Origin of the sequence: Sporanaerobium hydrogeniformans (assembly GCF_002735925.1) — a bacterium.
GTDB classification, from domain to species: domain Bacteria; phylum Bacillota; class Clostridia; order Lachnospirales; family Cellulosilyticaceae; genus Sporanaerobium; species Sporanaerobium hydrogeniformans.
Window position 1 is genome coordinate 34,117 of the sequence record NZ_PEDL01000005.1, and the last position, 13,059, is coordinate 47,175.

Here is a 13,059-nt window from a genome sequence, read left to right on the forward strand (position 1 = left end):
AAATAAAATGGAAAATACAAACCCAGTTGTAACAATTACAATGGAAGATGGCAGTCAAATTGTAGGAGAGCTTTATCCAGAAATTGCACCTGAAACAGTTAAGAACTTCATAAATCTTATCCAAAAAGGTTTTTATGATGGTTTAACTTTTCACCGTGTTATCAGTGGCTTTATGATCCAAGGTGGATGCCCACAAGGGACAGGAACAGGTGGTCCAGGTTACCATATTAAAGGTGAATTTAGTGCCAATGGCTTTAAAAATGATTTAAAACATACACGTGGTGTATTCTCCATGGCACGTGCAATGGATCCTAACTCTGCAGGCTCACAGTTTTTTATTATGCATCAAGATTCACCTCATTTAGATGGACAATATGCAGCCTTTGGTAAAGTGATAGAAGGAATGGATATAGTAGATGCTATTGCAAGCACCCAAACAAACTTTATGGATCAACCCACTGTACCTGTTGTAATGAAAACAGTTACTGTAGATACAAAAGGTAAAGACTACTAGATGAAAGAAAGAAGAGGGGGAGCTATTTGGCAATTATTGATTTTCATTGTGATACCATTGCTAAACTCTATGAAAATAAAGGAAGCTTAAGAACCAATACGTATCATGTGGATCTTGAAAAATTAAAAGCATCAAAGTACTTGGCTCAGTGGTTTGCAATTTTTATAGATAAAGAACAAGTAGAGAGTTCTTTAATAGAAAAAGCTCTTGAAATGCTTACTTATTTTAAGGAGCAGTTAACACTTTGTAGTGACACCATAACCCTAGCAACTAGCTACGAAGCTTATGAAAGGATAAAAAAACAACAGAAAATAGCTGCTTTTTTATCCTTGGAAGAAGGGCAAGTGATAGAAGGCTCACTAGAGAATCTTATAAAGCTTGTAGAAGAAGGAATTCGTTTAATGACTCTCACATGGAACTATGAAAATACCCTTGCTGCCCCGCATTGGAGTACGAAAGGACTGACTTCCTTTGGAAAAGAGGTAGCACAGCTTGCTAATACACTTCCACTTCTTTTAGATATTTCACATGCTTCAGAAGGAGTGTTAAAGGATTTACAAGGCTTGTATCATAAGCCTATTGTAGCTTCTCATTCCAATGCTTATGCCATTTATCCACATACCCGTAATCTGTCCGATGGAGCCATCCGCCAGGTGGCAGAATCAGGGGGAGTTATAGGAATTAACTTTTATAGTGTGTTTTTAGATGGAAGCATGTATAGTACGATTGAGGCCATAGAACGTCACCTTAATTATATTCTTAAAGTAGGTGGTGAAGAAGTCATTGCTTTAGGCTCTGATTTTGACGGCATTGTCTGCAAAAATGAGGTATGTCATGCTGGAGAAATGGGTAAACTGACACAGAGCCTAAGTAAGAAATACAGTCCAAGACTTATTGAAAAGTGGACCTATCAAAATGCAGAACGCCTTTTAAGGGAAAACTTCTAAAGGAAAGGGCTTGGAAAATTTACACAGTATGCTATAATAAAACAGAAATCCATTCCTAAGGAGGAACGAAACATGGAAGAGAACAAAAAATGTGGTTGTAACCATGAAGAAAATACCTGTGATTGCTCACACGAGGAACATGACTGCGAATGTGGTTGCAACGAAGAAGGTTCTGTTATTTATATTACCTTTGAAGACGAAGATCAAGAAGTGCCATGTGATGTACTGAGCATTTTTGAAGTAGATGATGTGGAATACATTGCTGTTGCCCCACAAGATGAAGAAGAAGTACTTATCTTCCGTTATTCAGAAGAGGGAGAAGAAGTCAAATTAGATGAAATTGAAACAGATGAAGAATATGAAAAAGTAGCAGCAGAATTCGATGAACTATTCTTTGGTGAATTTGAAGAAGGTTCAGAAGAAGAATAAAAGAGGCTTAGCCTCTTTTTTTTTGCTTTTTTGTAAAATATAAAGACGGGAAATCTAAAAGCAAGACGCATTAGGACAAAGTATAAAAAAAGCAGGAATACCCCATACTTAATAAAAGGAAAGGGGTGTGTTATGAGAAAAATAGTTAAGATAGGACTTCTTGTTTTCTGTCTGACCTTAATGGGAGGAGTAGCTTATATGGAAAGCCGAGCGAAAACTTCACCAAAGGATTGGCCACATCCTATTGTAACAGTAACTTTAGAAAATGGTGAAGTATTTAGAATAGAATTATATCCAGAAGAAGCACCTAATACAGTTAATAATTTTATAACACTTGCTCAAAAACGTTTTTATAATGATCTTGCCATCAGTAAGGTTATTCCAGACTACCTCATTCAGACAGGGGATCCTCTAGGAAATGGTAGAGGTTTTCCTGGGTATCTCATTAAAAGTGAATGTAGGCAAAATGGCGTGTCTAACAGCCTACCCATTGAAGCTGGTACAGTATGTATGGCACGAAGTAGTCGATTTAATACAGAAGGCTCTCAGTTTTTCATTCTTCTTCAAAAAGACAGCCGTTTAGAAGGCTATTATACAGCTTTTGGAAAAGTGATAGAAGGACTTCCCATACTAGAGGAGCTATCTAATGAACCAGCTAGTGGCAAAGGAGTACTTCAAACAGAGAGAAGAGTAAAGACCGTTACTATTGAAACGTTTGGATATGCCTACGACGAACCGGAAGTTTTATCTCCTGTACAAGTACGCGAAGCAAGTCATTTTTAGAAACTTATACAAGATTTAAAACTTGACAAGAAGTAGGGTTTTCTTTACAGTTATAGGATAAGAAGAAATTTATAGGTGATAGAGATGAAAGAGAAAACATATGGTAACCAAAGTATATCTGCCTTAAAAGGGGCAGATAGGGTAAGACTTCGTCCAGGAGTTATCTTTGGGTCGGATGGATTAGAAGGTTGTGAACATTCAGTATTTGAAATATTAGCCAACTCAATTGATGAAGCAAAGGAAGGTTACGGCAGTGTCATAGAAGTAACCTTACATACGGACTATTCCATTACTATCCAAGATTATGGAAGGGGTATTCCCTTAGATTTTAATGAGGTAGAGCAGCGTTATAATTGGGAATTAGTTTTTTGTGAGCTATATGCTGGGGGAAAATATAATAATAATGAGGGTGAAAACTATGAATTTAGTTTAGGGCTAAATGGACTAGGTTCATGTGCAACCCAATACAGTTCAGAGTTTATGGATGTAGAAGTAAAACGAGATGGCATGATTTATGAATTGCATTTTGAAAAAGGGGAAAACATAGGAGGGCTTCGCAAAACTCCAGGAGAGTTTAAAAGGACAGGAACGCGCATTCATTGGAAGCCAGATAAAGACGTTTTTACAGAAGTGGATATTCCAGCCACTTATTTTCAAGATGTCCTAAAACGACAAGCAGTGGTGAATAAAGGGCTTAAATTTAACTTTAAAAATGAATTGGAAGGCATAACAGAAAGTTATTATTATGAAGAGGGGATTGTGGGTTATGTAAAAGAATTAGCTGTAGGCAAAAATTTTACAGATATTCGAGTAGCAGAGCAGGAAACAAGAGGGCAAGATAGTCCAGACCGTCCAGAATATAAGCTTAAATTTCAAATAGCTTTTTGTTTCTGTAATGAAAAGAATAGTTTAGAGTATTACCATAACTCAAGCTATCTTGAGTATGGTGGTTCACCAGATAAGGCTATAAAAAACGCCTTTGTTTATGCCATTGATCAGTATCTTAAAAATGAAGGTATTTACAATAAAGATGAAAAGAAAATTACTTTTGTAGATGTTCAAGATAGCTTGATTTTAATTGCTAACTCTTTTTCAACCATAACAAGCTATGAAAACCAAACTAAAAAAGCAATTACAAATAAATTTATTCAAGAGGCGATACAAGAATATCTTAGGGAATACTTATTTATTTATTTTACAGAAAACAAAGATGAAGCAAGTAGGATTGCTAAGCAAGTTTTAGTTAACAAACGTAGCCGTGAGAAGGCAGAGCGCACACGTATTAATGTGAAAAAGCAGTTGAGTGGCTCCATTGATATTAGCAATCGTGTTAAAAAGTTTGTGGATTGCCGAACAAAGAAGGTAGAAGAACGCGAACTTTATATTGTAGAAGGTGATTCAGCGCTAGGTTCTTGTAAGTTAGGACGTAATGCAGAGTTTCAAGGTATTATGCCTGTACGTGGTAAAATTCTTAATTGCTTAAAGGCAGATTACGATAAGATTTTTAAAAATGATATTATTGTAGATCTTTTAAAAGTATTAGGCTGTGGGATTGAAATTACATCAAAGCATAATAAAGATCTGCATACCTTTGATATAGACAATTTAAGATGGAATAAAATTATTATCTGTACAGATGCAGATGTAGATGGTTATCAGATTCGTACGCTTATTTTAACGATGCTTTATTCCTTGGTACCAACATTAATTAATAAAGGCAAGGTATTTATTGCAGAAACACCTCTTTATGAAATTAACACAAAGGGTAAAACCTATTTTGCGTATTCAGAATATGAAAAAGGACAGATTCTAAAAACTATTAAGACGAAATATACATTACAGCGTTCAAAAGGGCTGGGTGAAAATGACCCGGATATGATGTGGGAAACCACTATGTGTCCAGAGACAAGACGTCTTATTCAAGTTGTTCCAGAAGAGATAGAAGCAACGAAAACGATGTTTGATAAACTTTTAGGAGATGACCTGGCTGGTCGTAAGGAGTATATTGCTACAGAAGGTCATCGCTATTTAGAGTTAGCGGATATGAGCTAGAGAAAGGAGAACGTTTAATGGAAGATCATGTGATTCGCCAGAACATTACCGAAACACTTGAAAATAATTATATGCCTTATGCCATGAGCGTTATTGTCTCTCGTGCATTGCCCGAAATAGATGGATTTAAACCCTCTCATCGTAAATTGTTATATACCATGTATCGTATGAATCTTATCAAAGGAGCACGAACCAAATCAGCTAATATTGTAGGACAAACCATGCGACTTAACCCCCATGGAGATATAACTATTTATGAAACCATGGTACGCTTAACGGAGGCGAATGGGGCACTTAATCTACCTTTTGTTAATTCAAAAGGTAACTTTGGTAAAGTATATTCCCGTGATATGGCTTATGCAGCAGCTAGGTATACAGAGGCTAAGCTAAGTCAAGTATCAGCAGAGCTTTTTAATGATATAGAAGAAAATGCAGTAGATTTTGTGGATAATTATGATGGTACTATGAAGGAGCCTGTTCTTCTTCCAGTTACCTTTCCCAATATTTTAGTTAATCCTAACCAAGGGATTGCTGTTGGGATGGCAAGCAATATTTGCAGCTTTAATCTTAGGGAAATTTGTGAAGCAACGATTGCGTACCTAAAAGATGAGAAAGCAGAAATGATGGACTACATTATTGCTCCAGACTTTCCAACAGGAGGCAGTATTGTATATGATGCAAGCGAAATCAAGAATATATTAGATACAGGTAGAGGAAGCTTTAAAATACGCTCACATTATAGATACATGAAAAAAGAAAATTGTATTGAAATTACTGAAATTCCCTATACCACTACAGTAGAAACGATTATCGATAAAATTGAAGAGTTAGTGAAAGAAGGAAAAATTAAGGAAATCATAGATGTGCGTGATGAAACAGATTTATCTGGTTTAAAGCTTACCATTGATTTAAAACGTAATACAGACCCTGAACTTTTGATGAGTAAACTCTTTAAAATGACAGCACTTGAAGATAGTTTCAGCTGTAATTTTAATGTGCTCATCGGTGGGATGCCACAAGTGATGGGGGTAAAAACGATTATTGGGCACTGGTGTGACTTTAGAAAAGAGTGTATTGTAAGAAAATACACCTTTAATTGTGAAAAGATGGAAAAGAAACATCATCTCTTATTGGGTCTTAAAAAAATCTTATTAGATATTGATAAGGCTATTTACATTGTGCGTCATACAGAAAAAGAAAAAGAAGTTGTACCTAATCTGATGCAATCTTTTGATTTAAGTGAGATGCAAGCAGAATATGTAGCTGAAATTAAATTGCGTCATTTAAATAAACAATATATCTTAGAAACCTTAAAGGAGCTGGATGTATTGGAGGCAGAAATGAAACGTTTGAGAGAAATCATTTCTAGTGAAGCAAAGATAAAAAAGGTTATTAGCGATGAACTAAAGCAAATTCATAAAAAATATGGTAGAGACCGACGTACACAAGTGATTAAGCATACGGAGATAGTAAAACCTAAGGCAGAAGTTTTTATAGAAGATTACCGTGTAAAACTTTTCTTTACAGATCATCAATACTTAAAGAAGATTACCTTAGTTTCCTTAAGAAGTAGTGGAGAGCAAAAGTTAAAAGAAGATGATGTCATCTTACAAGAAATGGAGAGCAGCAATAAAAATGAGTTATTACTTTTTAGTAATAAATGTAATGTATATAAGTTAAAGCTCCATGAAATTGAAGATACAAAAGCCAGTCAATATGGAGTGTATTTACCGAATTTATTGGAGATGGAAGAAGGTGAACAGATTATCTTCATCCATCCAACGGCAGATTATAGTGGATTTATAGCCTTTGGTTTCTATAATGGAAAGGTAGCTAAAATCCCTGTGAAGGCTTATGAGACAAAAACCAATCGTAAAAAGCTCGTTAAGGCATACTCTGATAAAGTACCTTGTGTAGGAATGGCTTATGTAGAGGAAGAGGATTTTGTAAAATTAGTAAGAGAAGATGAGAAAGTAGCTATTGTACCTACTTATCTTATTAGCGAGAAGCAAAAGAAAGACTCGGCAGGCATTCAGGTTTTGAACATTACTAAAAAGATTGGAATGAGTCGGATTGAAAAAGTAGAAGATGAGGCCCTTACAAAAGGGGCTGTAAAAACTATTCCAGCGGCAGGAAAACATTTATAAGTCGCAAGAAAATGAGGGGGCAATAAAATGTGCGAGGCTACACGTGAAGCTATAAAGAAAGCAAAAAGAATTGTTATTAAAATAGGAACTTCTTCACTTACTCATGAAAATGGGCGTGTGAATTTGGATAAAATGGAGAAATTAGCTAGAGTATTAACGGATATTAATAATTCAGGTAAAGAAGTAATCCTTGTTTCTTCGGGAGCAATTGGAGCCGGAATGCAACGAATCGGGCGTAATAAAAGGCCTGAAGATTTACCTTTAAAGCAAGCAACAGCAGCTATTGGACAAGCTATTTTAATGCAAATGTATCAGAAATTTTTTGGAGAATACAATCAAGTAATAGCACAGATTCTTTTAACTAAAGATGTGATGGAGGATGAAATTAAAAAGGTAAATGCTAAAAATACCTTTGAGACTTTATTAGATTTAGGGGTTATTCCTATTGTTAACGAAAACGATAGTATTTCTACGGCTCAAATTGAAGGATATCGCTTTGGCGATAATGACACGCTTTCAGCCACAGTAGCTCATCTTATTGGAGCTGATCTTTTAATTCTTCTAACAGATATTGATGGACTCTATACAGCTAATCCGAAGGAAGATGCATCGGCAACTTTAATCCGCACAGTAGAGGAGATTACGGAGACTATCAAGAATTTAGCAGGTGATGCAGGTTCGCATTTGGGTACAGGAGGAATGATTACTAAAATTATGGCAGCAGAAATTGCTAAAGCATGTGGTGCGCATACCATTGTAGCTTCTGGAGACCATATAGATATATTAAATGCCATTTTAAATGGTGAAGAAATAGGCACTTGGTTTGTGGCCAACTAGAAAGGAAAACAATATGGAAATGAATAAACTTATTGCACGTATTAATGAGCTTGCACGTAAACAAAAGGATGAGGGTTTAACAACCCTTGAGCAAGAAGAACAAGCAAATCTTAGACAAGAATATTTAGCCATTTTCAGAGGTAATTTTAAAAATCAATTAAAAAATACAAAAATTCAAACACCAGATGGTAAACTTCACCCTCTCACCTATAGACCAAGTGATAAACAAGTTAAGCATTAGGCAATCAATTAGGGAACAGCGTAAAAGGCAAGAGCAAGCGGAAATAGAGTGGGCTTCTAAGCAAATAACTGAAAAGCTTAAAACCTTAGAAGCATATCAAAACGCAACAAAAATATTGAGTTATGCCGCTATGCCTTTAGAAATACAAACTTCTACTATCCATCAAAAAGCACGAGAAGAGGGGAAGCAGGTGGCCTATCCATTGATGGGACCTAATGAAGGAGAAATGACTTTTTATGAGGTAGATAGGTTAGAGGAGTTAGAAGTGCATTATTATGGTTCTTTAGCCATAAAAGAGCCTAACCCTTCGTGTCATACGTTAATCATTCCAAGCAAGGGAGATATTATGCTTGTTCCTGGCTTGGCTTTTGATAGAAAAGGTGGACGAATAGGGTATGGAGGTGGTTTTTATGATCGCTATTTAATCAAGTATCCCTTTCTATATACCATAGGGGTAGGACAAAAATTTCAACTTTTAGAAACAGTGCCTATGGAAGAAACAGATCAACTCCTTAAAGCACTTTTAATCAGTGATAAGTCATGGGGGTGTGAGGAAATACAGGTAATATAGCCTGCTTTCCTTGCATCCTTATTTGCTATTTTTCACCAGATAGTATACAATAAGAACAAATGTTCTAAATCATGAGGAGTCAAGGATGATTACGTATATTAGAGGTAAATTAGTAGAACTGGGTGAAAGTTTTATTGTTATTGAAACAAATGGCATAGGTTATGAGATATTTTGTAATGGTTACACCTTTGAGGTGACTTTAGGTAAAGAAGAAAAGATTTATATTTATGAGCATATAAAAGAAGATAGTTATGATCTTTATGGATTCAAAACGAAAGAGGATAAAGAACTCTTTAAAAAACTTATTAGTGTCAGTGGTATTGGTCCTAAGGGAGGCATGCAAATTTTAAATAAGTATGCAACAAGTGAGGTCATTGGCTATATTACACAAGGAGACACTAAAGCACTTAGTAAAGTGAGTGGTATCGGCCCTAAAACAGCTCAACGTCTAGTGCTTGAGCTTAAAGATAGTTTAGCCAAACTAGCTCTTGCAGAAATACCTCTCTTACAAACAGGTAAGGAAGATTATAAAGAAGTAAAGGAAGAAGCAATTGAAGCTTTAATGATTTTAGGCTACGGACAAAATGAATCAAAGAAAGCTGTTGAAGCTCTCTTTGAGTACCAGGATACCAGTGAGAAGCTCATTAAAAAAGCCTTAAGTTTACTAGGCTAGAAAGGGGGAAAAGATGACAAAACGCATGATGTCTTCAGATTTACAGCTAGAAGACTCGGAAATAGAAAGTAATATTCGTCCCTTGACATTAGAGGACTATATTGGTCAAACTGCTATTAAAGAAACAATCCGCATTTTTATAGAGGCAGCTAAGAAGCGTGACGAACCACTCGATCATGTGCTTTTATATGGACCACCGGGTCTTGGAAAGACAACACTTGCAGGTGTTATAGCCCATGAGATGGGGGTTAAGTATAAAGTAACCTCTGGTCCAGCTATAGAAAAACCAGGTGATTTAGCAGCTATTTTAAATAATTTACAACCAAGAGATATCTTATTTATTGATGAGATTCATCGTATGAGCAGACCTATTGAAGAAGTGTTATATTCCGCCATGGAAGATTACTGTATTGATATAGTGGTAGGGAAAGGGCCAGCTGCAAAATCTATTCGTCTGACCCTTCCACCTTTTACGCTAATAGGAGCTACCACAAGGGCAGGTATGCTAAGTTCACCGCTCAGAGATCGGTTTGGAATTATACAACGACTGGAGTATTATACAGATGAAGAGTTGGCGCAAATTGTAAGTCGTACCGCACGTCTTTTAGAAACGCCTATTATAGAAGAGGCCGCTCTTGAGATTGCTAAAGCCAGTAGAGGGACTCCAAGAGTTGCTAATAGGTTGTTAAAGCGTATAAGAGATATTGCACTTATCAAATATGAGAAAAACATTGATTTTACAGTATGCTTAAAGGCTTTAGAGTTATTAAATATTGACCGAAGAGGTTTGGATGAAATTGATAGGCGAATTATACAGGTTATTGCAACTCAGTTTAAAGGGGGACCGGTAGGTCTTGAAACTTTAGCAGCTGCTATTGGAGAGGAAAAGGATACATTAGAAGATGTGTATGAGCCCTATCTTTTGCAGCAAGGCTTGTTGCAACGTACACCTAGGGGACGTATGTTAACACCTTATGCTTATGAATGCTTTGAGTTAGGAAGTCTATCTTTGTGAGGAATGTTAGAGAGAAAGAGTAGGTTTTTTAACATCCCTATGGTATAATGACAAAAAAGGTAAAACTAAGCGTATAGGGGTGGTGAGTGATGTCAAAAAATAAGGTAGAAGTCATTATTGGCGGAACTATTTTGGCACTTCAAGGGGAGGAATCAGAAGAGCATATTCAAAAGGTAGCTAGCTTGATAGACAAACAACTCATGGCAATTCAAAAAAACAATGTGAGAAAGAACTTAAATCCTACAAAGGTGTATATGCTAGCAGCCTTAAATATTGCCAATGAATATATTAAGGCTTTAGAAGAGCTAAGTGTATGTATGGATGAAATTCAATCTTTTGAAGAGGAAAAAGAACGGCTTAAAAGAGAGCTTTCAGCTTTAAAAGAAGAGAATGCAAAGCTTCAACTCTTAGAACAACCCACTTATGCGTCCGTTAACAGAAAGAAACATATTAACAGGGGGAGGTAATACCTTCCCCTGTTCATTCTATAAAGAGAAAAGGTGAACGATTTAGATGGTAGAATTATTAGCCCCTGTGGGAAAACTAGAAAACGCTTATGCGGCTATTGAAAATGGAGCCAATGCCCTTTTTGTAGGAGGCAAATGCTTTAATGCAAGGAAGTATGCAGACAACTTCACAGACGAAGAACTAGAAACGATTGTACGGTATGCGAAACTTCGTGATGTAGCTGTTCACGTCACAGTCAATATTGTGATTAAAGAGCAAGAAATGGAAGAACTCATTGGCTATTTAACGTATTTAAATGAGTTAGGTGTAGATGCCCTTATTGTACAAGACTTAGGAGTGGCACGTTTGGTAAAAACACATTTTCCTCAGATGGTATTACATGCCAGTACACAAATGTCAGCACACAGCATCGAAGATGTCTTATTCCTCAAGGAAGCTGGGTTTAGTCGTGTCGTCTTAGCACGTGAATTGCAATTAGATGAAATAAAGGATATTTGTGAAAAATGTGATGTGGAGATTGAAACGTTTATCCATGGGGCCATGTGCTATAGTTATTCAGGGCAATGTCTAATGAGCAGTTTAATTGGTGGGCGTAGTGGTAACCGTGGACGTTGTGCACAGCCTTGTCGTATGCGCTATACCCTTCAAGAGGGAAACCGTTCACTTACAGAGGATACATTTATGCTGAGTCTAAAGGATATGTGTACACTAGAGGATTTACCTACCCTTATAGCAGCGGGTATAACCTCTTTTAAGATAGAAGGGCGTATGAAATCACCTGAATATGTGGCTTCTGTAGTAAGTACTTACCGTAAGTATATTGACCTAGCTGAAAAACAGCTAACCTATCAAGTGGCTCGTGAAGATTGGGGAAGAGTGGAAGGAATTTTTAATCGTGGGGGCTTTTCAAAAGGTTATTATTTTCAAAAGTCAGGAGTGAATATGATAACAGAAGAAAGTCCTAAACATTTGGGTGTGCGTATAGGTACAGTCATAGCTTTTTCTCCCAAAACGTCTACAGCGACCATTCGATTGGAAGGCAATTTAAATGCAGGAGATGGCATTGAAATACTAAGAACGGGTAAAGAAAGTGTGGGTGCCGGGATTTCAAGAGCTTATAAAAAAGGAGATACTCTTATTCAAAAATTGGAGGGATATGTAGCACCTTCAAGTCCTGTTTATTTAACCAAAAATCATCAGCTGATTAAAAGCTTAAAGGCATCTTACCAAAAGCCATTACGTAAAATCCCAGTAGAACTTTTAGTCGTTGGTAAAATAGGAAAACCTCTTTATTTACAACTAAAATATAAAGACCTAACCGTTACTTATCAAGGTGAAATAGTACAACAAGCATTAGAAGCTCCACTTACAGAAGAAAAGGTGATGAAACAATTAACCAAATTTGGGAATACTTCTTTTGTAGTGGCAACTTCAAGTGCCCAATGGACAGAGGGTGCTTATTTAGCAATTAGTCAGCTTAACGAAGCACGAAGACAGGTTATTGCATTATTAGAAGCAGCACTTTTAAAAAAGGAAAACATGCAACAAAAACCGATTATACGTGAAACACCTAAGACATTGGAAAATAGTAATTGGCATGTAGGTGTACGAACACTACAGCAATTAAAGATTTGCCTTGATTATACAGAAATAACACGTATTTATTGGGAATGGCAATATAATAATGAAGATACACAAATAGCATTGGAACAGACAAAAAAAGCAGGGAAAGAGTTTTATATTGCCTTTCCAAGTATCATAAAAACAGCTCATTATACGCGCTATAAAAAAGATTTCTTCATATGGGAGAAGTCAATTTGTGATGGGTATTTAGTGCGTACCTATGGTCTTTGTTATCTTTTTTCAGGAACGACTAAAAAGATTCAGTTAGATTACAACTTTAACCTGCTTAATAATGAAGCTGTTCTTTTCTGGCAGGATAAAGGGATAGATGGTATGACGCTTTCGCCAGAACTTACAAGAAAAGAAAGTGAAGCATTAAGAGGACCATTAGAACGTTTAGTTTATGGTTATTTGCCAGTCATGACTACCTCGCAATGTCTTTTAGGGAATTATAAGCAGTGTCAAAAAGGTAAAGATACAAAAAGAAGTTTGTATCTTAAAGACCGAAAAGATAGTAAATGGCCGATTGTAACAGATTGTGAAGGGTGTGTCATGCAGCTTCTCACTCCAAAACCGTTAGTTGTTAAACAAGTAGAAAGTTTCAATAGACAGAGAACAACACATTTAAGGTTGCAATTTACTTTTGAAAAGGATTATGAAATCAAACAAATTTGTGAAGCTTATTTGTATAAAGATGAAAAGTCTATTACTACCTTAGATGGGGTAGCTTTTAAAACTGTTGAATAAAGAAAGGAGAAT

Annotated in this window: 13 protein-coding genes; all 13 read left to right on the plus strand. The window is 36.2% G+C overall.

All coding sequences use genetic code 11. The annotated features are described in order from the left end of the window. The first annotated feature begins 7 nt into the window (after window positions 1–7). The 13 genes from CS063_RS06835 to CS063_RS06895 all read left to right on the plus strand — a co-directional run bounded on the left by CS063_RS06835 (window position 8) and on the right by CS063_RS06895 (window position 13,047). Window positions 8–514 (plus strand): peptidylprolyl isomerase, encoded by a 507-nt coding sequence (locus CS063_RS06835; RefSeq protein ID WP_099448954.1) that lies wholly within the window; start codon window positions 8–10, stop codon window positions 512–514. A 26-nt stretch (window positions 515–540) separates the two neighbouring features. Beyond that, entirely contained in the window at window positions 541–1,461 is a 921-nt protein-coding gene (locus CS063_RS06840) for a dipeptidase (RefSeq protein ID WP_099448955.1), read from the plus strand. A 72-nt stretch (window positions 1,462–1,533) separates the two neighbouring features. Next, a complete protein-coding gene (locus CS063_RS06845; RefSeq protein WP_099448956.1) occupies window positions 1,534–1,890 on the plus strand; it encodes a DUF1292 domain-containing protein in 357 nt (118 codons plus the stop codon). A 132-nt stretch (window positions 1,891–2,022) separates the two neighbouring features. Then, window positions 2,023–2,673 carry a peptidylprolyl isomerase gene (locus tag CS063_RS06850; protein WP_308415448.1) on the plus strand — a complete coding sequence of 217 codons (651 nt, stop codon included), beginning with the start codon at window positions 2,023–2,025 and terminating at the stop codon, window positions 2,671–2,673. 84 nt (window positions 2,674–2,757) lie between these two features. Next, complete coding sequence (locus CS063_RS06855; RefSeq protein WP_099448957.1) at window positions 2,758–4,725, plus strand: DNA gyrase/topoisomerase IV subunit B; 1,968 nt, start codon at window positions 2,758–2,760, stop codon at window positions 4,723–4,725. Window positions 4,726–4,742: 17 nt separating this feature from the next. Continuing rightward, complete coding sequence (locus CS063_RS06860; protein ID WP_099448958.1) at window positions 4,743–6,872, plus strand: DNA gyrase/topoisomerase IV subunit A; 2,130 nt, start codon at window positions 4,743–4,745, stop codon at window positions 6,870–6,872. A gap of 27 nt (window positions 6,873–6,899) precedes the next feature. Next, window positions 6,900–7,709: a glutamate 5-kinase gene (gene proB, locus CS063_RS06865; protein WP_099448959.1), complete on the plus strand. Its 810-nt coding sequence runs from the start codon at window positions 6,900–6,902 to the stop codon at window positions 7,707–7,709. Window positions 7,710–7,722: 13 nt separating this feature from the next. After that, window positions 7,723–7,950, plus strand: coding sequence for a DUF896 domain-containing protein (locus CS063_RS06870; RefSeq protein WP_099448960.1), 228 nt, complete (start codon window positions 7,723–7,725; stop codon window positions 7,948–7,950). After that, on the plus strand, window positions 7,928–8,521 hold the full coding sequence (locus tag CS063_RS06875; protein WP_180270717.1) for a 5-formyltetrahydrofolate cyclo-ligase: 594 nt from the start codon (window positions 7,928–7,930) through the stop codon (window positions 8,519–8,521). Before CS063_RS06870 ends, CS063_RS06875 begins: the two co-directional genes overlap by 23 nt. Window positions 8,522–8,606: 85 nt before the next feature. After that, window positions 8,607–9,194 (plus strand): Holliday junction branch migration protein RuvA, encoded by a 588-nt coding sequence (gene ruvA / locus CS063_RS06880; RefSeq protein WP_099448962.1) that lies wholly within the window; start codon window positions 8,607–8,609, stop codon window positions 9,192–9,194. 13 nt (window positions 9,195–9,207) lie between these two features. Next, window positions 9,208–10,209, plus strand: coding sequence for a Holliday junction branch migration DNA helicase RuvB (ruvB, locus tag CS063_RS06885; RefSeq protein ID WP_099448963.1), 1,002 nt, complete (start codon window positions 9,208–9,210; stop codon window positions 10,207–10,209). A gap of 89 nt (window positions 10,210–10,298) precedes the next feature. Next, entirely contained in the window at window positions 10,299–10,676 is a 378-nt protein-coding gene (locus CS063_RS06890; protein ID WP_099448964.1) for a cell division protein ZapA, read from the plus strand. Between the two features lie 46 nt (window positions 10,677–10,722). Next, complete coding sequence (locus tag CS063_RS06895) at window positions 10,723–13,047, plus strand: U32 family peptidase (protein ID WP_099448965.1); 2,325 nt, start codon at window positions 10,723–10,725, stop codon at window positions 13,045–13,047. The last annotated feature ends 12 nt before the right edge of the window (window positions 13,048–13,059 follow it).

Coding starts and splice junctions, on each gene's coding strand:
- CS063_RS06835 (WP_099448954.1), top strand. CDS start 8: ATGGAAAATACAAACCCAGTTGTAACAATTACAATGGAAGATGGCAGT.
- CS063_RS06845 (WP_099448956.1), top strand. CDS start 1,534: ATGGAAGAGAACAAAAAATGTGGTTGTAACCATGAAGAAAATACCTGT.
- CS063_RS06850 (WP_308415448.1), top strand. CDS start 2,023: ATGAGAAAAATAGTTAAGATAGGACTTCTTGTTTTCTGTCTGACCTTA.
- CS063_RS06855 (WP_099448957.1), top strand. CDS start 2,758: ATGAAAGAGAAAACATATGGTAACCAAAGTATATCTGCCTTAAAAGGG.
- CS063_RS06860 (WP_099448958.1), top strand. CDS start 4,743: ATGGAAGATCATGTGATTCGCCAGAACATTACCGAAACACTTGAAAAT.
- proB (WP_099448959.1), top strand. CDS start 6,900: ATGTGCGAGGCTACACGTGAAGCTATAAAGAAAGCAAAAAGAATTGTT.
- CS063_RS06870 (WP_099448960.1), top strand. CDS start 7,723: ATGGAAATGAATAAACTTATTGCACGTATTAATGAGCTTGCACGTAAA.
- ruvA (WP_099448962.1), top strand. CDS start 8,607: ATGATTACGTATATTAGAGGTAAATTAGTAGAACTGGGTGAAAGTTTT.
- ruvB (WP_099448963.1), top strand. CDS start 9,208: ATGACAAAACGCATGATGTCTTCAGATTTACAGCTAGAAGACTCGGAA.
- CS063_RS06890 (WP_099448964.1), top strand. CDS start 10,299: ATGTCAAAAAATAAGGTAGAAGTCATTATTGGCGGAACTATTTTGGCA.
- CS063_RS06895 (WP_099448965.1), top strand. CDS start 10,723: ATGGTAGAATTATTAGCCCCTGTGGGAAAACTAGAAAACGCTTATGCG.